Here is a 19,011-nt window from a genome sequence, read left to right on the forward strand (position 1 = left end):
GCGGCGGCGCTATACTTATGCAGTTTGAAGTACCTGTATCAAAAGGAGCTGTCGTGTCCCTTTCCATCGGTATCGTGGGCCTGCCCAACGTGGGCAAGTCGACGCTGTTCACCGCGCTTACCAAAAAGACCGGCCTTGCCGCCAACTACCCGTTTGCCACGATCGACCCCAACGTGGGTATCGTCGACGTGCCCGATAGCCGCCTGCAAAAGCTCGCCGACATCGTCAACCCGGGTCGCATTGTGCCGGCGACGGTCGAGTTCGTCGACATCGCAGGTCTGGTGAAGGGCGCTAACGAGGGCGAGGGTCTGGGCAACCAGTTCCTGGCAAACATCCGCGAGACCGATGCCATCTGCGAGGTCGTGCGCTACTTTAAGGACCCCAACGTCATGCGTGAGGTGGGCCGCACGGGCGAGTTCGTCGATCCCGCCGGCGATGCCGACACCATCATGACCGAGCTCATCTTGGCCGACATGGGCACGCTTGAGAAGCAGCTGCCCAAGCTCGAGAAGGAGGCCAAGCGCGACAAGGAGCTCATGCCCAAGTTTGAGGTCGCCAAGCGCCTGCTTGCCTGGCTCAACGAGGGTAAGCGCGCCGCGTCCATGGAGATGACCGACGAGGAGCGCGCCGCTGCCAAGGGCCTGTTCCTGCTCACCATGAAGCCCATCCTGTATGTGGCCAACGTAGACGAGGATATGCTCAACGAGGACCTGGCGCCCATCGATGGCGTCAAGCCGTTGCCCATCTGCGCCAAGATCGAGGCCGAGCTTTCCGAGCTCGATCCCGAGGATGCGGCCGACTACCTGGAGAGCTTGGGCCTGGAGCAGCCCGGTCTGGACGTGCTCGCGCAGGCGGCCTATAAGCTGCTCGGTCTGCAGTCGTTCTTTACGGCCGGCGAGATGGAGGTCAAGGCCTGGACGGTTCGTCGGGGCGCAACCGCCCCGCAGGCTGCCGGCGTCATCCACACCGACTTTGAGCGCGGCTTTATTAAGGCCGAGGTCATTGGCTATGACGACTACATCGAGCTCGGCGGCGAGCAGGGCGCCAAGGCCGCCGGCAAGCTGCGCATCGAGGGCAAAGAGTATGTCATGGCCGATGGCGACGTCGTACACTTCCGCTTTAACGTGTAAGGACGACGCGCATGTTCAAATATGGCAAAAAAGCTGGCTACATGGGCATCGCGCTGCTGGTGCTTGCGGTGCTTCCGCTGGTGGTCGCAGCGTTTGTGATCCCCAACATTGGTCCCGAGGTGGCAACGAAGTTTAATGCCGCCGGCGAGGTGACGCGCTGGGGCAAGAGCTACGAGCTGCTGGCACTTCCGGTGCTCAACCTGCTGTTGAGCGTGGCGACGTACTTTACGGCGGGACGCCAGGCTAAAAACAATGATGACTCCGTCGCCATGGCGCGTATCGTGTGCGAGCGCTACCTGCGCAACGGTTGTATCACGGGTGTGTTCCTCAACGTGATCAACGTTTACTTTATGTACTCGGCGATTACCGGAACGGGCTTTGGCTTCGGCTTTTAGGTTGCACCTTTAGGCGACGAGCCTACAAGCAAATTCGATGGCTGCTGCGAGGCCGCCGCTCGATCGTGGTTTAAAGACCATGTCGGCGGCGGCCTCGTTTTCGTATCCGGCACCGCGAAGGGCGAGCGCGATACCGGCTTCCAAGAGAAGGGGCAGGCCGCGTTGGCTGGTTGCAATTACGGCAGCTTGATTGAGCGAGCAACTGTGCGTCTGGCATTGGATGGCAAGTTCGCCTTGCGCCGGGCAAGGGACCAGAACAGCGGCGACGCGACTTGATAGCAATGCAAATGCCGTGCGCTCATCGGGCGAAAGGCATGCAGCTTCAACGACGACGAGCTTGGGCGGCGCGCTGTTTGTGCGAAGCGTAGTTCGGTGCATGCGGACCGAAGAACCCGACATAGAAAACTCCTGTGTATTCGGCAAAACGTAAACTATAGTTTACGTTTATGTTCGGCTCCATTTCAAACTCGTCTGCATGGACGAACGCGCGGAACAGATTCTTGGCAGGCGGGTCGAAGAGACACGCAGAGACCTTGGCATCTCCAAGGTTGATTTTTGTGTGGCGACAGGAATCAGCCGACCCTACCTCGACCGAATCGAAGGCGGGACGGCAAATTTCACGCTCAAGGTTCTATTTAAGATCGCACCCGCACTCGGCATGACGGTGTCAGAGCTTCTCGAGGGCATCGAATAGAAGATGCCTATTGACCGGTGGTTACACCATCGGGATACGGTCGTGGTTGACTTGGCTGTAGAACAGGCGCTGAATCTCTGCCGCATCACGTGACTGACCGAGCGCCCACATGGTTTTGGCCACGAGCGTCTCGGTGGTCATGTCGTCGCCGCGCAAAATACCCGGATGATCGGCGTAAGCTCGGCCGACCTCATAAACACCCAGGTCAAGGCCCTCCTCGGGGACCTGCGTGGTCATAACGACAGTACGGCCCGAATCAACCCAGCGAAAAATCGCCTCCTGGAATGACTCGCCCGACTCACCAAACTCGGGGATACCGCCAATGCCAAAGGTCTCCAGAATCACGGCGTCGTAGCTATCGGCAAGGGCGTCGAGGATGCCCGGGTTCACGCCGGGCGTGAGCTTAAGGACAAACACGCGTGGGTCGATGCTGTCGTAGAAACGAACTGGGTTTTCGCCCTGATGCGTGCCGTGGAGCCCGTTGCGCACAATACGGTCGTTGCGGATATAGGCGATGGGCGGATAGTTGACGCTAATGAACGCGTTAAAGCTCATGGTGCGCTGTTTGCGGGCGCGCGTGCCGGCAATGGCTACGCCGCCAAACACGATCGAGACGTCGTGCGAATTCTCGTCGAGCGCATAGAGCAAGCTTTGATACAGATTGAGCTTGGCGTCGGTAAAGGGGTTGCCCATAGGCTTTTGCGAGCCGGTGAGCACGATGGGCTTGGGGCTGTCCTGGATCAGGTAGGAAAGCGCCGCCGCGGTGTAGCTCATGGTGTCGGTGCCGTGCAGAATCACGAAGCCGTCGTGGTCGGCATAACCCTTGACGACGACGTCGCGGATACGCATCCAGTCACTGGGGCGCATATTGGTGCTGTCGATGTTCATGGGCTGCACCACGTCAAGCTTGCAGAGGCCCGAGATCTCGGGGACGCTCTGGGCGAGCTCCTCACCGGTCAGGGCGGGAGAGAGGCCGTTGCCGTCCTCGGTCGATGCGATGGTGCCGCCCGTGGCGATGAGAAGGATGCGCTTCATGCTGGTATTCCTATCGTGTTTGCCGCCCCAGAGGCGGAGTCGTTCGGCAGTATTGTGGCACAGGGCGTCCAATGTTCAAACGTATTACATCATCCGTAACGTTTGGTAACACTTCAATTGCCGTCAAATAGGGGCCCAGGTCGTGCGTTTGCCGTGCGCTGATGGCTGCGAGGGGCAAGAAACCCCATATAACGTGTACACTATGGAGGTTATTTTCGTTCATTCACGCGGGTGGGCACCGGCTCCCCGCCAACAAGAGGGGGAACCATGGATCAAAAGGCTTCCGCAAAGGTCCTCGTACTCGACTTTGGTGCGCAGTACGGTCAGCTCATTGCCCGTCGCGTCCGCGACCTCAACGTGTATTCCGAGATCGTCCCCTGCGACATCTCGGCCGACGAGATTCGCGAGATGAACGCCTCTGCGCTCATCCTTTCCGGCGGCCCGGCCTCCGTGTACGCCGAGGACGCTCCGTCCATCGATCCTGCCATCTTTGACCTGGGCCTTCCCGTCCTGGGCTTTTGCTACGGCCATCAGATCACGGCCGTGACGCTCGGCGGCAAGGTCGGCCACTCCGAGGTGGGCGAGTACGGCCGCGCCACCATCACGCGCACGGCAGGCGCCAAGCTCTTTAACTCCACGCCCATAGAGCAGACCGTGTGGATGAGCCATCGCGACGCCGTTTCCGAGGTGCCCGAGGGCTTTACCGTTACCGCCAGCACCGACGTGTGCCCGGTTGCTGCCATGGAGTGCGTCGAGCGCAAGATCTTCACCACGCAGTTCCACCCCGAGGTCAAGCACTCCGAGTACGGTCAGCAGCTGCTGAGCAACTTCCTGTTTGAGATTTGCGGCCTGGAGCCCAACTGGAGCATGGACAACCTGGTTGAGACCATGACGGCCGAGTTCCGCGAGAAGGTCGGTGACGACCGCGTGATTCTGGCCCTGTCCGGCGGCGTCGACTCCTCCGTCGTGGCTGCGCTGGGCGCCCGCGCCGTGGGCAAGCAGATGACCTGCGTGTTCATCAACCACGGTCTGCTTCGCAAGGGCGAGCCCGAGCAGGTGGAGGAGGTCTTCACCAAGCAGTTTGACGTCGACTTTATTCACGTCCACGCCGAGGACCGTTATGCCGAGCTTCTGGCCGGCGTGACCGAGCCCGAGGAGAAGCGCCGCATCATCGGTACGCAGTTCTGGAAAGAGTTCTTCGCCGTGGCGCAGCAGCTCGAGACCGATGGCAAACCGGTCAAGTATCTGGCTCAGGGCACCATCTACCCCGACATCATCGAGTCCGGCGCTCGCAAGACGGGCGGCAAGACGGCCACCATCAAGAGCCATCACAACCTGATCCCGTTCCCCGAGGGCGTGCACTTCGACCTTATTGAGCCGCTCGACCACTTCTTTAAGGACGAGGTCCGCGCACTTGGTCTGGCGCTGGGCCTGCCGGGCCACATCGTGTTCCGCCAGCCTTTCCCGGGCCCGGGTCTTGCCATCCGCATCATTGGTGCGGTCGACAAGGAGAAGCTCGAAATCCTCAAGAACGCCGACGCCATCGTGCGCGAGGAGCTCGACGCCTACAACCAGCGTCTGTTTGAGCAGACCGGCGAGCGCAACTCCGAGCACAGCTGCTGGCAGTACTTTGCGGTCCTGCCCGACATTAAGTCCGTCGGTGTTATGGGCGACGAGCGCACCTACCAGCGCCCGATCATCCTGCGCGCCGTTGAGTCCAGCGATGCCATGACCGCCGACTGGGCCAAGCTGCCCTACGACGTGCTGGCCCGCATCTCCGGCCGCATCGTGGCCGAGGTTCCCGGCGCCAACCGCGTCTGCTACGACATTACGTCCAAGCCGCCCGCGACCATCGAGTGGGAGTAGGCCGATAGGGTTCTGACCTGCGATTTTGAGTGCCGCACTGTGCCGCTGAGTTTCGTTTCGTACGAGAGTCATGGCAAAGCCGCCAGCGACGGCGTTGAGTAAATACGATAACCGAGCCTCCGTTCCCGCGTTGGGACGGAGGCTTTTTCTTTGCCGTTTTACTCCCTCTCACCTGCGATTTCGCGATTTACTCCCCGTGTTTCGAGACAGCAAGGCACGGGGCGGTATTCGGAGGAATGGGAGTAATGATTTATCCCTAGTGAGTAGACGCGCTGTTTTTGTCCCCGAGGGCGAAAACAGGCCGTTTCAGGGCCCGTGAAACTCAAATCGAACTCAATAGGCTTTTCGGCAGCCTCCGCACGGCGTTTCCCCAGGTGGTTAATGGGGAGTAAAGAATCTCGCCGTCCCAAGGAAAACGGGAGTAACCAGGGGAAATGCCGCGGCGTACTGCCGCGTGCCGTCATATAAGCCACCGCGTCATTTACTCCCCAGGAGCGCCGAAAATGCCTTGACATGCAATGGGGAGTAAAAACTCAGCAGACGCAGGAGCGGGCGGCGATCACCGCCTAGTCTGGCGTTCTGATTTGGTTGCGTTGATTGCAAAAAGCTAGGAGTCGCTACAGCGAGGCTTTCCAGTCCTCGTACTCGCTGTCGTCGATCTCGCCGTTCTCGAGCTGCGCGCGCTTCTCTGCCCACAGCTTGATGGCCATCGCGGCTTTGGGTGCGTGCGGAGCCTTGGGGTTCAGGGAGAGCCCCGAGCCGTCGGCTGCGGGCACGATGCCGAAGGAGTCCTCCAGCCGCACGAGCAGCGACATGAGGTCGCCTGCGGTCTCGACGCCGTAATCCTTGAGGGCGTTGACGGACACGCCGAGCGCTGCGGCGATGGATTCGAGCAGTTCGGGCTTCACGGCGCGGATGCCGCTCTCGTAGTGGCGCACGGCCCCTTCGGTCAGGCCGACCGCCTCGGCGAGCTGCGCCTGCGTCATGCCGCGCAACTTGCGGTACCGCCTTATGTTCTCGCCTACGGACATGCGCCCTCCTCCTGGAATTACGTACCCACACATCTTATCAGCGTACGCAAATGTACGCAATTCTATTGACAGTACAGATATGTACGTTTACTCTGAATCTGTAAACCGTACGTATGCGTACGCTGTTGATAGGAGGAACCATGGACGAGAAGGTGGCGAAGACGCCGAGGCCGCACATGCTGGATGCCGACGAGGTCGCGGAGCTGCTGAGGATTAAGAAAGGCAGCGCCTACGAGGTGATCAGGAAGATAAACGCCGAGCAGGAGGCGCGCGGGCGCGTGGTGATCCGCGGGCGCGTCCGGAGCGACGTCTTCGACGCCTTGTACTTCCCGGAGGTGGACTGACATGCCCGTGTACAAGGACGACAACAACGGCACGTTCTACGTGCAGTGCTACTACCGCGACGCCCGCGGCTCGAAGCGCCACAAGACGAAGCGCGGCTTCTCCTCCGAGGTGGAGGCCGCCGTGTGGGAAGGCCAGTTCAAGAGCCTTAACGGCGGGGCCATGGATATGACGTTCTCCGAGTTCGTCGAGGTGTACGCCTCCGAGGTGAAGCCTCGCATACGCGAGCACACGTGGATCACCAAGGAGTACATCATCAACGACAAGCTCGTGCCGTTCTTCGGTGACATGCGCATGTGCGACGTGAGGCCGATCGACGTCATCAGGTGGCAAAACGAGCTCACCGAGCACCGGGACGCCGAGGGGAAGTCCTGGGCGCCGACCTACCTGCGCACAGTGAACAACCAGCTAAACGCCATCTTCAACCATGCCGAGCGCTACTACGGCCTCACCGACAACCCGGTGCGCAGGGTCGACAAGATAGGCTCGAAGAAGGGCGGCGAGATGCAGTTCTGGACCAAGGACGAGTACCTGAGGTTCAGCGAGGCCGTCATGGACAAGCCGCTCTCGTTCCATGCCTTCGAGCTGCTCTACTGGACGGGCATACGCTGCGGCGAGCTTCTGGCGCTCACGCCGTCCGACTTCATGCTGGAGAGCTCCCGGCTTCGCATCAACAAGTCGTACCAGAGCCTCCACGGCGTGGACACCGTGACCGACCCCAAGACGCCCAAGTCGGTGCGCACGATCGTCATGCCCGCCTTCCTGCGCGACGAGATGGCGGACTTCATCGAACTGCGCGACGACGTTGCGCCCGACGAGCGCCTGTTCGCCGTGACCAAGCACTTCCTGGCCCACGAGATGGAGCGCGGGTGCAAGGCGTCTGGAGTGAAGCGCATCCGCGTACACGACATACGCCACAGCCATGTGAGCCTGCTGATCGAGATGGGCTTCTCCGCGCTGGCCATCGCCGAGCGCATGGGCCACGAGGCGGTGGACATCACCTACCGCTACGCGCACCTGTTCCCCACGAAGCAGGACGAGATGGCCGCCGCGCTCGACGGAGCGAGGGGGTAAGAAGGATGCCGTGCGAGAACAGCGCCCGCAAGCGCAGCAAGACGATGGCGTTTCGCTGCACGCCCGAAGAGCACAAGCTCATATGCGAGATGGCTGCCTGGAGCGGCATGCTCAGGCAGGACTACATCATCGCTAAGCTAACCGATACAGAGGTTGAAGTGAGGCCCTCCGTGAGCATGCAGAAGGCGCTGAAAGACTCGATGGTGGAGTTGGCCAAAGAGGTGAAACTGGCGGCCTCCTACGGCGAGTTGAGCGATTCTCTGCAGCAGAGGCTCGAACTTGTGATGAGGCTCTTCCTGGCGCTCAGCGAGCCGATAGACGCACCAGCGGAAGAGGAACCGCAAACGAAGGCGCCCTCGGCTGTGCCGAAGACGCCTGAAGCTGGCGCCGATGGCGACATGAGCATCTTCGGGATGGGGCGCGGGTAGCGTAATATCCGAAGCTATCCTTGAAGAGTGGACGCGAAATTGGTTCTTGATCCATGTGCGCAAAAGCAGAAGATGGGACCCATACGCTGATGAAGGGTGATGAGGCTGTCGAGGCGGGCGAAGTATTGACCAATTTGCTTCTGCTCTGCCGCAGACGGAACGGGAACACTCAACTCCATCACCTTGTTCTTGGAGATGTTGAATCTAGAGATTCCCTGAGCCAGCAGAGTGAGATCGGAACGAATCGAACTTGACCTGAGCATGTAGGCTAGGTAATGCGGGTCAAACGTTGAATCTTGTCTGTATCCAAAACAGAAGCTGTTGAGGTAAACATCATCCTGGTCAGAGAGCCAAACTGAGGACATGCCAACTTCATCTGGCGTTTCGGAAGACACAGTGAAGAACGTGTCACCGTACGCAACTTTGTTTTGGCTTGAATCTATTTCGACTGTCTCGAGCCGCTTTGTGTCCGTCAGGGGATTGTCGAAGACATTGGTATACGGAACGAACCTAGCGTTGCCATGACCGAAATCTTCCTTGGTTTTACCGCTCAGACCGCCATAGGTTGTCCCACAGTTGCCCAACTTACGCTGTTCCCAGGTAGATGTATCTATGTCTTATAATGATTGCCAATAGTTAAGTGCATAACTTTTTGCAGTTCGTAGATAGGTTTCGCCATGGTTTTCGATAAAGAGGCCGCGTTCGAGGAAGCGGTCATCACCGTGCTGAAGCAGCACGGCTGGGACGACGCGGGGGGCGTGCTTCGCTATCCCACCGAGCAGGACCTCATCAACAACTGGGCGAAGATTCTATTCCAGAACAACGCCGACATAGACCGCCTGAACGGCTGCCCTCTCACCCAGGGCGAGATGGCGCAGGTCATCGAACAAATCGAAACGCTCAAGACCCCGCTCGCGCTCAACGGGTTCATCAACGGAAAGACTGTCGCCATCACGCGCGACAACCCCGACGATGCGCTTCATCTGGGCAAGGAGGTGAGCCTGAAAATCTATGATCGTCAGGAGATTGCAGCCGGCCAGAGCCGCTACCAGATCGCTCAGCAGCCTGTCTATCCTGCGAAGAGCAAGATCTTGAACGACCGTCGCGGAGACTTGTGCCTGCTCATCAACGGCATGCCGGTCATCCATATCGAACTCAAGCGCAGCGGCATCCCCGTCAGCCAGGCCACCGGTCAGATCGAGAAGTATGCCCACGAGGGCGTGTTCACCGGGCTCTTCCGCCTGACGCAGATCTTCGTGGGGATGACCCCCGACGAGGCGCGCTATTTCGCCAACCCCGGCACGGGCGCGTTCAACCCGAACTTCTTCTTCCACTGGGAGGACTTCAACAACGAGCCCGTCTGCGCGGGCGACAAACCCGGAACAGACGAATGGAAGCGCTTCACCTCCACGCTGCTCTCCATCCCTATGGCACACCAGCTCATCGGCTTCTATACCGTGGCGGATAGCTCAGACGGCTGTTTGAAGGTCATGCGCAGCTACCAGTACTACGCGGCTGCTGCCATATCCGACAAGGTGCGCAGATGCAAGTGGGACGAGAGGCCCAAGAGCAGCGCCCCGGGGCGTCCTGGCGGCTATATATGGCATACCACCGGCTCCGGCAAGACCATGACGAGCTTCAAGTCGGCCCAGCTCATAGCTGACTCACACGACGCCGACAAGGTTGTCTTCCTCATGGACCGCATCGAGCTGGGCACGCAGTCGCTCTCCGAGTACCGCGCATTCGCCGATGACGCCGATGACGTGCAGGGGACCGAGAACACGCAGGTGCTGAAGTCGAAGCTCGCGAGCGACGACCCCAAGAACCGCCTCATCGTGACCTCTATCCAGAAGATGAGCAACGTGAAGGCCGGCGAGGGCAGGATCACCCAGGCGGAACTCGACCGCCTGGCTGCCAAGCGGATTGTGTTCGTTATAGACGAGTGCCACCGCTCAACCTTCGGCGACATGCTCCAGGACATACGCCGGGCTTTCCCAAACGCGCTGTTCTTCGGTTTCACGGGCACGCCGATCCTCGACGAGAACCAGAAGAAAGGCTCCACCACCGCCATGGTGTTCGGCGAGTGCCTGCACCGCTACAGCATCGCCGACGGCATCCGTGACGGCAATGTGCTGGGCTTCGACCCGTACATGGTGACGACCTTCGACGACCACGACGTACGCGAGGCCGTGGCCCTCGAGCAGGCTAAGGCCTCGAGCGTCGGCGAGGCCATCTCCGACGAGCGCAAGAGCAAGGTCTTCTATCACTACATGGACCAGGCGAAGGTCCCCATGGGTCCCATGGTTGACGGCGCTGGCAACCACATCAAGGGCATTGAGGACTTCCTGACCCGCGCTCAGTACTGGCCCGATACGCCGCACCACGGCAAGGTCGTCGAGGACGTGCTGCGGCGCTTCCCTGTGCTTTCCCACGGCAACAAGTTCCACGCAATTCTGGCGACGAGTTCCATCCCCGAGGCTATTGATTACTACCGCGCCTTCAAGAGGGAGGCACCGCAGATGAAGGTGACGGCGCTCTTCGACCCAAGCATCGACAACGATGCCGGCTCCACTGTGAAGGAGGACGCTCTGGTCGAACTTATCGAGGACTACAACAAAGCATATGGCCAGGAGTTTAACATTCCCACCTGGCCCGCCATGAAGAAGGACATCTCAGCGCGCCTTTCCCATAAGAAGCCCTACGTCAACGTCGACGCCAACCGCGAGAGCCGCATCGACCTGCTCATCGTGGTGGACCAGATGCTCACGGGCTTCGACTCCAAGTGGCTCAACACGCTCTATCTCGACAAGGTCATCGACTACGAGAGCATCATCCAGGCCTTCAGCCGCACCAACCGCCTGTTCGGCCCTGACAAACCCTTCGGCACCATCCGCTATTACCGCCGTCCCCATACTATGAAGGGCTACATCGAGGCCGCGGTGAAGCTGTACTCGGGCGACCGCCCGCTCGACATGTTCGTGCAGAAGCTCCCGGACAATATCGCGCTGATGGACGCGCGCCTTCAGGAGATACTCATGGTCTTCGAGGCAGCTGGCGTAGGAGACCTCTCCAAGCTCCCCGCATCGCAGGAAGCCAGGCGTAAGTTCGCCAAGGAGTTCGTCGAGCTCAACGAGTTCCTCGAGGCCGCGAAGGTGCAGGGCTTCACATGGGAGCAGGACACCTATGAATTCGAGGAGGAGCCGGAAGAAGGCGAGCTGAGCGGCAAGTCCTTCTTCGTGCAGCCGGTCATCGACGAGCGGACCTACCTCATCCTCGTGCAGCGCTACAAGGAGCTGTTCGCAGGAGGGGGCGGCCCTGGCGACGCGCCTGAAGCACCCTACGAGCTTGATGGTCATATAACTGAGATCGACACGGGGCTCATAGACAGCGACTACATGAACGCGAACTTCGAGAAGTGGCTGAAGTGCCTTGAGCAGGACGACGAGGGGCTCGCCGCCGCGCGCGAGGAGCTCCACCGATCGTTCGCGTCCCTGAGCCAGGATGACCAGCGCTTCGCCGAGCTGTTCCTTCACGACGTCGAACGAGGGGACGCCGCCCTGGAAGACGGCATGACGCTGAGGGATTACATCACGACCTATGCACGCAGGGCGAAAAACGCTCAGGTCGAGCGAGTCGTTGAGGCGCTCGGCATAGATGGCGATCTTCTTGCCACCATGGCTGCGCTCGACCTGGCGGAATCGAACATTAACGAGTTCGGGCGCTTCGACGATTTGAAGGACTCGGTGGACAAAGCGCGCGCCAAGGCCTTCTTTGAGCAGAAGGAGGGCAAGACGCTTCCCCTGTTCAAGGTGAACACCCGTGCGGCGGCGCTGTTGAAGAAGTTCATCCTGGAAGGCGGCTTCGACATCGACGAATGAGCGGCGATTTTGAACAGGCGAAATCGAGAGTTTGTCAATCCGAGGGGGCGTATGTGAGCGTGCGTCCCCTCGCTTCATCTTGGGAACAGCGTAAGTTGGGAGACTGCTTCGAGTTCTTGAAGAACAACACTCTTTCACGCGCTGGTTTGAATGGCGAGAATGGCACTGCTCGCAATGTTCATTACGGAGATATTCTTATTAAGTTCGATGATTGCCTCGATGGCGAACGAAGCGATTTGCCGTTCATTACCGACGATACAGTGCTTCCCAAATTTGCTGGGTCGATACTTCGCGAAGGTGATGTCATTTTCGCCGACACAGCGGAAGACGAAGCGGCTGGTAAGTGTGTTGAACTGCGGAAACTACCCAAAGAGCCAACTATCTCGGGGCTGCATACGATACCGGCGCGACCTCGGTTTCCCTTTGGGACGGGGTACCTGGGGCACTACCTTAATTCCGATGCATACCACAGACAGCTTCTTCCCTTAATGCAGGGGATCAAGGTAATTTCCGTTTCAAAGGCCGCACTGCAAGATACACAAGTAAGATTCCCTGGGTTGTCGGAGCAAACTGCCATAGGCGCGGCGTTGAGTGAGATCGACACCCTCATCACCCTTCATCAGCGTGAGCCGCCTCACACGATGAAGGAGGGTAAAAATGTCGATCAGCATCAATGAAGAATCGCTTTTCTGCGATTACTACTCGGAATGGATTAGCGTTTACAAAGAAGGGGCCATCCGTGAGGTCACCATGGGAAAGTACCGGCTCACGCAGTCTTGGCTTGCCAAGCTGATTCCAGACCTCAAGATAAAAGATCTCGACCGCACTTCGTACCAGCAGCTCATCAATGGTTACGCAGAGCACCACGAGCGCCAGACAACCATGGACTTTCACCATCAGCTTAAGGGAGCGATCCTTGACGCGGTTGACGAAGGACTCATCCCCCGCGACCCCACGCGCAAGGCCATCATCAAAGGGAAACAGCCGCGAGCGAAAAAGATCAAGTATCTCAACCAGTTTGAGCTTCATGCCATGCTCGGCGACCTTGATTTATCAGGCGGGCCGAGTTGGGATTGGCTTATTCTCATAGTCGCTAAAACGGGCTTGCGCTTCTCCGAGGCCCTTGGGCTTACCCCCGAAGACTTCGACTTCGCACATCAAACGCTCTCGGTGAATAAGACCTGGGATTACAAGAACGGCGGCGGATTCGTCCCCACGAAAAACGCCTCATCAGTGCGGAAGGTTCAACTCGACTGGCAACTCATCATGCAACTTTCCGGGCTACTCAAAGACCTTCCACCGACTGAGCCCATATTCGCGAAGGGAAAGGTCTATAACTCGACGGCTAACAGCGTTTTAGCGCGCCACTGCAAAAATGTTGGCGTGCCTGTCATATCCGTCCACGGGCTGCGGCATACGCATGCATCACTTTTGCTGTTTGCCGGCGTCTCCATCGCCAGCGTATCCCGAAGGCTCGGGCATGCGAGCATGACCACCACTCAGGAAACCTATCTGCACGTCATTCAGGAGCTCGAGAACAAGGACATTGACATCGTCATGAGAGCTCTTTCGACTCTAATTTAACCTGTATCAGCAAACCGCGACTCACGCTGATGAAGGGTGATAATGTCGTCGAGCCTCGCAAAGGTCGACCCGATTTGATGTTGCTCATCAGGAGATGGGATCGCTATCTCGGCATTAAGAAGGTCTTTGTTGTAAAGCCTTTTTAGAGTACTCCCTTCTAGGCTGCTCCAGCTTTTTCCGTTAAGGAATTGGAGCAGAAAGCCGTTGTCGAGTCGCTCATCATGTTGTAGCCACACGATATTGGAGTCTTGATAATACGCAGGATCACCTTGGTAAACGATGGTTCTGCCAATCGTTCCGGCAGCAGAAATCAGAATATCGCCGACTTTTGGAAACTGATAAAGCCGCTGATACTCGTCGAAAAGTTCCCTCGAAATGAAGGCATCTGGAGTACCTCCGAAGGTGCCGATTTTATAGAAAGGTACATCTCCTTGCTCTGTGGTCTGTTCTTTGAAAATGCGTTTGCACATGGCGACAGAACCAAGCTCTCCCAGCTTACGCTGTTCCCAAGGGTCAGTAAAACCGGCGAAGCGTATCTCAGGTACATTGGTCTTTTCCGCCATACTATTCACCTCCCAACAGTTTCCGCAGCTCAGCAATGCCCGCCATATCGTGCTCGTTGCCCGTGAGCTGGCCCAGCATCGCTGCCAACTCGCTTTCCGCCTCTGCAATCTGGTTGCATACGTCCGAATAGGTTGTCGCGTACTTTGCGTTCAGTGCGACGACCTTTGCGATGAAGTCGCTTACGACAGCATTGGGCAGCTCGAGCAAATCAGATTGCAGCGGCTCAATCCACTTCGCAGCAAGCAATTCGTCGCACTGGGCGTCGGTCAGGCCCTCGATAACCTCCTTGGTCTTCTCCTCGAGCGCGACAAGCGCCTCCTTCCTTGCCTTTTTGAGATTTTTCTCCTCGTCGAGAAGGGACTGAGCGCGCACGAGGCCCCGCTCGAAGTCGCCGTCCGGATGCTTGCCGATGCTTTTCACGGCCTTCTTGAGGGACGCCGCCACGAACGCGCCGTCATCGCTGAAAACGTCGCTCGAGCTCTTCTCCTCCTCATCGAGGTTATCGAGAATCTCGTCGAGTTCTTGGGAGATCTCACTTAAACGGGAGTCGCGCGCGGAGATTTCCTTGACATCGTCGGCGAGCAGCTGTTCTTGGACGAGCGCAAACGGCAAGATGCGGCCCGTCCAGCCATCCTGCACCTCGACGTCTTTGCCGTTCTTCTTTTTTATCACCATATTCGGATCGACTTTGCGCACAGCCCCTTTGCCCTCGGTTTGGATAACCTCGAGGTCGCCGGAGATGCCCGTCCACGCATCGTCGAGAGCTTGGTAGGCATCGTACCCGTCGACGAGCGCGACACCAGAGAGGGCGTCGCGGAGCCGCTCTGCGATATAATCCTCCTCGGCCACGGCATCAACCTGCGATGAGTCGTCTACCAACCTCTTCCGCAGCTCTGCGGGCAGGTGAGCCAACGCATCTCGATACCCCGCCAGGAAAGAAACGACGTCGGCGTTGGCCTTCACCGTTGCCGCCACGTCGTCCGTCATGGAAGCAAGGCACGACCCGCCGCCCTCACCGAACAGCTGGCCCTTCAGGCTTGGCCACACTTTCCAGTAGCGGTCGAGAGCATCGACCTCGGCTTTCGGAACCCCACCGAACATGGTGGCATACACGTCCCAGCTCTCAGCAGCTTCGGATGAATCAACATAGCGCGGAATGTTGAGGTTGTAATCGTTGGCGCGTATCTCGTCGATGGTCACCAGACGGCTGAACTTGTCAACGGTCGCCCCAGTCGTGACCGCGTCCACGATGCGGCGTATATCGCTCGCACGCAGTTTGTTGTTTTTGCCTTCTTTCACAAAGTGCTTTGAGGCATCCACAATCAACACGTCACTGCTCTCGCGCTGCTTGCGGAGCACCATAACGATGGTCGGGATGCCGGTGCCGAAGAAGATGTTGGCAGGAAGCCCGATGATTGCCTGGATATGGCGGTTCTCCACCAGGTTCTTGCGGATGGTGCCCTCCTCGCCGCCGCGGAACAGCACGCCGTGGGGCAGGACGATGCACATGATCCCGTCAGGGCGCAAATGGTACAAATCATGCAAAAGGAAGGCGTAATCGGCTTTGGATTTGGGAGCGACGCCGAACTTGAAGCGCGGATCGAGCTCCTTGTCTTCCGGGTCCCAATTCTGGGAGTAAGGGGGGTTCGACACAACGGCATCGACGAACAGCGGATCGTAGGTCTCGTCCTTGTTCTCGACCGTGTCGAACCAGGGCCAATCGTCTTCGAGCGTGTCGCCGTTGCGCGCTACGATGTTGTCGGGGAGTATTCCGCGCATGACCAGATTCATACGTGTGAGGTTGTACGTGTTCTCCTTAAGCTCCTGCGCATAGTATTTGATGGAGTCCGGGTCGCCGTTGCGTCGCGCCACGGCCTTGCCGATATTGATGAGCAGCGAGCCGGACCCGCTCGTGGGGTCGTAGATAGTGATGTTCTCGCGTCCGGCCAGGTGCCATGAGACTATCTCGCTCATGAGCATGGACACTTCGTGCGGCGTGTAGAACTCGCCTGCCTTCTTGCCGGCGTTGGCGGCGAAGTTGCTGATGAGGTACTCGTAGATGAAGCCGAGCACGTCGTAGTCCTGGCGACCGTCCATCGGGATGTCTTTGATGAGGTAGATGAGGTCGCGAGCGGCCTTGGACTGGCTCCGTGCGTCGGTGCCGAGCTTGGAGAGACCGGTCCGCAGCGTGTCGAAGATGCCGTCGAAGACGCGCTTGCGAGCAGGGTCGATGTTGCGGCTAAAGGCATTGAGGGCGTCGCGAACGTTCGAAATCTCGAAGTCGCCGCCCTTGGAGACCCAGGTGGAGAAGAGGTTTTCGTAGGCGATGAAGTAGCCGCACTCGCCCTTGACGAACTCGACCGTCTCCTCGTCGTCCTCCACGAGGCTCGGCAAATCCTCTTCGGCGAAATCACGCGCCTTCAGGCGGGCAACTTCGGTCTCGGAAAGGAACTTGTAGAAGATGAAGCCCAGGATGTAGTCCTTGTATTCGTTTGCCTCGATTTTCGAGCGCATCTTGTTGGCGGATTCCCATATCTTTGATGCCAATTGCTGCTTGTTCATCTACTTATCCTCGCTTCTGTAAACTTGGTTGAGCGTTTCACCGTCGTTGTCCACCCATTCGGTCCAGCCATTCTGGCTGCCGCCGAGCACGAATACCGCGGCGGCACTGGGCGTCGGGAACTCGAGATCTTCGGCGAGTTCTGCGATACCGCCCGAATCGCCGAAGATCTCCCTGCGCGAGGCCGCGACGGCCGCGTTCTTCAGCGCGGGTTTGGAGAGGTTCACCTTCGAGCCGGCGAGAACCGTGAAGTGCCCAGTGGCTTTATCGTAGCGCCCTGATCCGCGTATCCCGTTCTTCTTCGTATGGAAGACGACCGAGGCGCCGGCGGGACCCTGGTCGACCCTGTCGAGGTCGTACCCCAAAGCTGACATCCTGAAGAGGATCCTCTCGTGCAGGCGCTCGACGGCCTCTTCCTTGTACGGGTCGACGTAGGGCTTGGGCGTCGCCGAGTTGTCAGTCTCGTACGAGCCGTGGGTGCGCACGTAGTCGATGGCCTTCGCCTCGAGGACGTCCAGCGCGTCCCTGCTGATGTTCTGATCGTCATCGAGGAACATGACGGCCTTGTTCCAGAACTCCTTCTTTGCCTTGTGTGCGTCGAGCCGGGCGATACCCTGGGTCGTCTGCCCAGCGTAGACGCGGCTCACGTTGCCGTGGTCCTCGTCGAGCAGGTAGTAGATGCCGCGCTGCGGGATGTTCGGCAGCGACTTCGCCTCGGCAAGGTCCTCCCTCGGAACGACGACGGTCACAAGCGACTCGCCGTCGATGCGGCAAATACGTATGCGGTCCGGCTGCGCGTCTATGAGCTGGACGGTGAAGGTCTTGACCCGAATCACGCTTATGCCCCCTTCTTCGCGAGCTCTTCGATCATGCACGTGCGCACGAAGGCGGAGAAGCTCATGCCCCGTAGGGCCGCTTCCTCCTTTGCCGCGTCACGCAAGGTGTCGGGGATGCGCAGGGTCACGGAGACCTGGTCTCCCTCTACCAGGAAGCTTCTGATCTCGGTTTCGTCGGGGTTGCCCTTGATGAGCTCCTTGTAGCTGCCAGGCATCTGTGCTCCCATCGCTCGAAATGCAATACAAATGCGTTTGCAGCATTATAACGCGGCGACACGGGGCGGCACTGGGAATAGAGGGACAGCCGATGTCCAGGCCCCGTACGAGCGCAAACGGCGAAGGAATCCCTGGCTGGGCTTAGATGGTCTCTTTCGTTCGGGTTCTCATCTCTTGGTTTTCGCGGGGTCTGAAATTGGCCCGCTCCTCGGCGTAAAGAATCTCGTTCTGTGCCTCCAGAATGCGCGTGGCGTCCTCGATGCGACCGGCGCACCTCTGGCTTATCGACCTCAGGGCAAGGATTCCCTCGACGTCGAGCGGGTCCAGCTGGTCGGCGTGCGCCAGGGACTCGAGCAGCTGGTCCAGGCCCTTCGCCAACCTCCCGGCATCCGCCAGCGCATCGAGCAGCTCAAGGCGCTCAGCCTTCTCTTCGCAATTCAACATCAGTTTGCCTTCTTCTACCAACTGACGTGCTGTGCACCACCGTAGCCGTTCCGCAGGGGGAACCATCTCGCCGCCAGCGATCCCGTGCGCATATCGGCCGCAAGCGGCGCGGGAAATGTCGTCCCGATGCGGACCGCGTCACCGCGACTCGGCAGCGGCCCGTTGTCCGCGCCGCGACGTCGCCGCCAACCCCCGCGAGCGCCCCCGCAACCGCCGACGGGTCGCATCCCATGCCCGGAGGACCTCGACGCCCATGCCCGATTCCATGCCACACGCCTGCGCCCCTCCGACCCGAAACCCGCCCCGGCGCTCCTTGGACGCGCAGGGTCGCACGCCGGCAGGCGGCCAGCAAGGGCCGCGACACTTTTCCGGGTTCTTCGCCCCATGCGCTGCGCGCGCGAACAACGCGAAAAACCGACGTCGGGAGATTTCTATAACCACGCCCGACTTCGCTTCCTCCCTTGCCGGCGCGCCCGCGCTGCATGCGACTCACGCGACGCAAGGCACGCCACAGGGGCGGGCCTCAGAGCCTAAGGAGCAAGACATGAACGACATGAAGGAAAAGGCGATGGGCGCGGTCAGGGCCTTCCTCGAGCGCAAGGGCTACGAAATCGTCGACGAGGCCTGGCAGGGACCCGAGGGCATCGGCGGGATCGACCTCGTGGCGGTGGACGAGGACGGGACCCTGGTCTTCGTCGACGCCACGGTCCGGATCGGGACGGACGGCTTCCCCGAGGCCCACAGGGCGCGCGGGCTGCGCGAGGCGCTGGCGGCGAGGTGGCTCGCCGGCAACGGCGACGACTACGCCGACACCCCGGTCCGCTTCGACGAGGTGGCGATGATGGTCGTCAAGGAGAACCGCGCGCTCCTTCGCCACCACATCAACTGCTTCGGCGAGATGGAGCCGCTCTCCTAGGCGGCGCGCCCGGCCCCG

General features: G+C 59.5%; 20 protein-coding genes. 11 read left to right on the forward strand and 9 right to left on the reverse strand.

Translation table 11 applies throughout. The annotated features are described in order from the left end of the window. Positions 1 to 53: 53 nt before the first annotated feature. Both ychF and GXM19_RS09930 read left to right on the forward strand, forming a co-directional pair. Positions 54 to 1,130: a redox-regulated ATPase YchF gene (ychF, locus tag GXM19_RS09925; protein ID WP_040358752.1), complete on the forward strand. Its 1,077-nt coding sequence runs from the start codon at positions 54 to 56 to the stop codon at positions 1,128 to 1,130. A gap of 11 nt (positions 1,131 to 1,141) precedes the next feature. Continuing rightward, the gene (locus GXM19_RS09930; protein ID WP_006234671.1) at positions 1,142 to 1,525 is read left to right on the forward strand and encodes a DUF1648 domain-containing protein; all 384 of its coding nucleotides are present in this window, start codon (positions 1,142 to 1,144) and stop codon (positions 1,523 to 1,525) included. A gap of 9 nt (positions 1,526 to 1,534) precedes the next feature. Here the strand turns inward: GXM19_RS09930 and GXM19_RS09935 are convergent, their stop codons facing one another. After that, positions 1,535 to 1,924 (reverse strand): hypothetical protein, encoded by a 390-nt coding sequence (locus GXM19_RS09935; RefSeq protein WP_040358750.1) that lies wholly within the window; start codon positions 1,922 to 1,924, stop codon positions 1,535 to 1,537. Between the two features lie 76 nt (positions 1,925 to 2,000). On the opposite strand from GXM19_RS09935, the gene GXM19_RS09940 reads away from it, so the two are divergent. Further along, positions 2,001 to 2,219 (forward strand): helix-turn-helix domain-containing protein, encoded by a 219-nt coding sequence (locus GXM19_RS09940; protein WP_006234669.1) that lies wholly within the window; start codon positions 2,001 to 2,003, stop codon positions 2,217 to 2,219. Between the two features lie 21 nt (positions 2,220 to 2,240). Here GXM19_RS09940 and GXM19_RS09945 read toward each other — a convergent pair whose 3' ends face one another. Further along, entirely contained in the window at positions 2,241 to 3,254 is a 1,014-nt protein-coding gene (locus GXM19_RS09945; RefSeq protein WP_006234668.1) for an asparaginase, read from the reverse strand. A gap of 267 nt (positions 3,255 to 3,521) precedes the next feature. On the opposite strand from GXM19_RS09945, the gene guaA reads away from it, so the two are divergent. Further along, on the forward strand, positions 3,522 to 5,120 hold the full coding sequence (gene guaA / locus GXM19_RS09950; protein WP_006234667.1) for a glutamine-hydrolyzing GMP synthase: 1,599 nt from the start codon (positions 3,522 to 3,524) through the stop codon (positions 5,118 to 5,120). Between the two features lie 617 nt (positions 5,121 to 5,737). Here the strand turns inward: guaA and GXM19_RS09955 are convergent. Continuing rightward, positions 5,738 to 6,151, reverse strand: a complete 414-nt coding sequence (locus GXM19_RS09955; protein ID WP_006234666.1) for a helix-turn-helix domain-containing protein — start codon at positions 6,149 to 6,151, stop codon at positions 5,738 to 5,740. Between the two features lie 140 nt (positions 6,152 to 6,291). Here GXM19_RS09955 and GXM19_RS09960 point away from each other — a divergent pair, with 140 nt between their 5' ends. The 3 genes from GXM19_RS09960 to GXM19_RS09970 are packed head-to-tail and all read left to right on the forward strand — an operon-like array spanning position 6,292 to position 7,995. Then, positions 6,292 to 6,495, forward strand: coding sequence for a hypothetical protein (locus GXM19_RS09960; protein ID WP_006681531.1), 204 nt, complete (start codon positions 6,292 to 6,294; stop codon positions 6,493 to 6,495). 1 nt (position 6,496) lies between these two features. Beyond that, positions 6,497 to 7,567: a site-specific integrase gene (locus GXM19_RS09965; RefSeq protein WP_006234664.1), complete on the forward strand. Its 1,071-nt coding sequence runs from the start codon at positions 6,497 to 6,499 to the stop codon at positions 7,565 to 7,567. A 5-nt stretch (positions 7,568 to 7,572) separates the two neighbouring features. Next, complete coding sequence (locus GXM19_RS09970) at positions 7,573 to 7,995, forward strand: plasmid mobilization protein (RefSeq protein WP_006234663.1); 423 nt, start codon at positions 7,573 to 7,575, stop codon at positions 7,993 to 7,995. A 14-nt stretch (positions 7,996 to 8,009) separates the two neighbouring features. Here the strand turns inward: GXM19_RS09970 and GXM19_RS09975 are convergent, their stop codons facing one another. Further along, on the reverse strand, positions 8,010 to 8,609 hold the full coding sequence (locus tag GXM19_RS09975) for a restriction endonuclease subunit S (RefSeq protein WP_082222907.1): 600 nt from the start codon (positions 8,607 to 8,609) through the stop codon (positions 8,010 to 8,012). 63 nt (positions 8,610 to 8,672) lie between these two features. Between GXM19_RS09975 and GXM19_RS09980 the strand changes: the two genes are divergently transcribed. Genes GXM19_RS09980 through GXM19_RS09990 form a run of 3 tightly spaced genes read left to right on the forward strand, consistent with a single transcriptional unit; the run spans position 8,673 to position 13,457 of the window. Further along, positions 8,673 to 11,873, forward strand: coding sequence for a type I restriction endonuclease subunit R, EcoR124 family (locus tag GXM19_RS09980; RefSeq protein WP_006234661.1), 3,201 nt, complete (start codon positions 8,673 to 8,675; stop codon positions 11,871 to 11,873). Positions 11,874 to 11,926: 53 nt separating this feature from the next. Beyond that, on the forward strand, positions 11,927 to 12,550 hold the full coding sequence (locus GXM19_RS09985; RefSeq protein WP_239057621.1) for a restriction endonuclease subunit S domain-containing protein: 624 nt from the start codon (positions 11,927 to 11,929) through the stop codon (positions 12,548 to 12,550). After that, positions 12,531 to 13,457: a site-specific integrase gene (locus tag GXM19_RS09990; protein WP_006234658.1), complete on the forward strand. Its 927-nt coding sequence runs from the start codon at positions 12,531 to 12,533 to the stop codon at positions 13,455 to 13,457. The genes GXM19_RS09985 and GXM19_RS09990 overlap by 20 nt, the downstream gene beginning before the upstream one ends. Here GXM19_RS09990 and GXM19_RS09995 read toward each other — a convergent pair. The 5 genes from GXM19_RS09995 to GXM19_RS10015 form a co-directional block, all read right to left on the reverse strand. Further along, positions 13,454 to 14,020, reverse strand: a complete 567-nt coding sequence (locus GXM19_RS09995) for a restriction endonuclease subunit S (RefSeq protein WP_006234657.1) — start codon at positions 14,018 to 14,020, stop codon at positions 13,454 to 13,456. The two genes, GXM19_RS09990 and GXM19_RS09995, sit on opposite strands and share 4 nt — an antisense overlap. 1 nt (position 14,021) lies before the next feature. Beyond that, positions 14,022 to 16,583: a type I restriction-modification system subunit M gene (locus GXM19_RS10000; RefSeq protein WP_006234656.1), complete on the reverse strand. Its 2,562-nt coding sequence runs from the start codon at positions 16,581 to 16,583 to the stop codon at positions 14,022 to 14,024. After that, positions 16,584 to 17,417 carry a GIY-YIG nuclease family protein gene (locus tag GXM19_RS10005; RefSeq protein ID WP_040358742.1) on the reverse strand — a complete coding sequence of 278 codons (834 nt, stop codon included), beginning with the start codon at positions 17,415 to 17,417 and terminating at the stop codon, positions 16,584 to 16,586. Positions 17,418 to 17,419: 2 nt separating this feature from the next. After that, complete coding sequence (locus GXM19_RS10010) at positions 17,420 to 17,632, reverse strand: YlcI/YnfO family protein (protein WP_229028331.1); 213 nt, start codon at positions 17,630 to 17,632, stop codon at positions 17,420 to 17,422. Between the two features lie 142 nt (positions 17,633 to 17,774). Continuing rightward, a complete protein-coding gene (locus tag GXM19_RS10015) occupies positions 17,775 to 18,077 on the reverse strand; it encodes a hypothetical protein (protein WP_006234653.1) in 303 nt (100 codons plus the stop codon). Between the two features lie 544 nt (positions 18,078 to 18,621). On the opposite strand from GXM19_RS10015, the gene GXM19_RS10020 reads away from it, so the two are divergent. Next, positions 18,622 to 18,993: a YraN family protein gene (locus GXM19_RS10020; protein ID WP_040358739.1), complete on the forward strand. Its 372-nt coding sequence runs from the start codon at positions 18,622 to 18,624 to the stop codon at positions 18,991 to 18,993. The last annotated feature ends 18 nt before the right edge of the window (positions 18,994 to 19,011 follow it).

Origin of the sequence: Collinsella aerofaciens ATCC 25986, from assembly GCF_010509075.1 — a bacterium.
GTDB lineage: Bacteria > Actinomycetota > Coriobacteriia > Coriobacteriales > Coriobacteriaceae > Collinsella > Collinsella aerofaciens.

Coding starts and splice junctions, on each gene's coding strand:
- GXM19_RS09990 (WP_006234658.1), top strand. CDS start 12,531: ATGTCGATCAGCATCAATGAAGAATCGCTTTTCTGCGATTACTACTCG.
- GXM19_RS09960 (WP_006681531.1), top strand. CDS start 6,292: ATGGACGAGAAGGTGGCGAAGACGCCGAGGCCGCACATGCTGGATGCC.
- GXM19_RS09945 (WP_006234668.1), bottom strand. CDS start 3,254: ATGAAGCGCATCCTTCTCATCGCCACGGGCGGCACCATCGCATCGACC.
- GXM19_RS09955 (WP_006234666.1), bottom strand. CDS start 6,151: ATGTCCGTAGGCGAGAACATAAGGCGGTACCGCAAGTTGCGCGGCATG.
- GXM19_RS09965 (WP_006234664.1), top strand. CDS start 6,497: ATGCCCGTGTACAAGGACGACAACAACGGCACGTTCTACGTGCAGTGC.
- GXM19_RS09930 (WP_006234671.1), top strand. CDS start 1,142: ATGTTCAAATATGGCAAAAAAGCTGGCTACATGGGCATCGCGCTGCTG.
- GXM19_RS09970 (WP_006234663.1), top strand. CDS start 7,573: ATGCCGTGCGAGAACAGCGCCCGCAAGCGCAGCAAGACGATGGCGTTT.
- GXM19_RS09995 (WP_006234657.1), bottom strand. CDS start 14,020: ATGGCGGAAAAGACCAATGTACCTGAGATACGCTTCGCCGGTTTTACT.
- GXM19_RS10000 (WP_006234656.1), bottom strand. CDS start 16,583: ATGAACAAGCAGCAATTGGCATCAAAGATATGGGAATCCGCCAACAAG.
- GXM19_RS10010 (WP_229028331.1), bottom strand. CDS start 17,632: ATGCCTGGCAGCTACAAGGAGCTCATCAAGGGCAACCCCGACGAAACC.
- guaA (WP_006234667.1), top strand. CDS start 3,522: ATGGATCAAAAGGCTTCCGCAAAGGTCCTCGTACTCGACTTTGGTGCG.
- GXM19_RS09980 (WP_006234661.1), top strand. CDS start 8,673: ATGGTTTTCGATAAAGAGGCCGCGTTCGAGGAAGCGGTCATCACCGTG.
- GXM19_RS09935 (WP_040358750.1), bottom strand. CDS start 1,924: ATGTCGGGTTCTTCGGTCCGCATGCACCGAACTACGCTTCGCACAAAC.
- GXM19_RS10020 (WP_040358739.1), top strand. CDS start 18,622: ATGAACGACATGAAGGAAAAGGCGATGGGCGCGGTCAGGGCCTTCCTC.
- GXM19_RS09940 (WP_006234669.1), top strand. CDS start 2,001: ATGGACGAACGCGCGGAACAGATTCTTGGCAGGCGGGTCGAAGAGACA.
- GXM19_RS10015 (WP_006234653.1), bottom strand. CDS start 18,077: ATGTTGAATTGCGAAGAGAAGGCTGAGCGCCTTGAGCTGCTCGATGCG.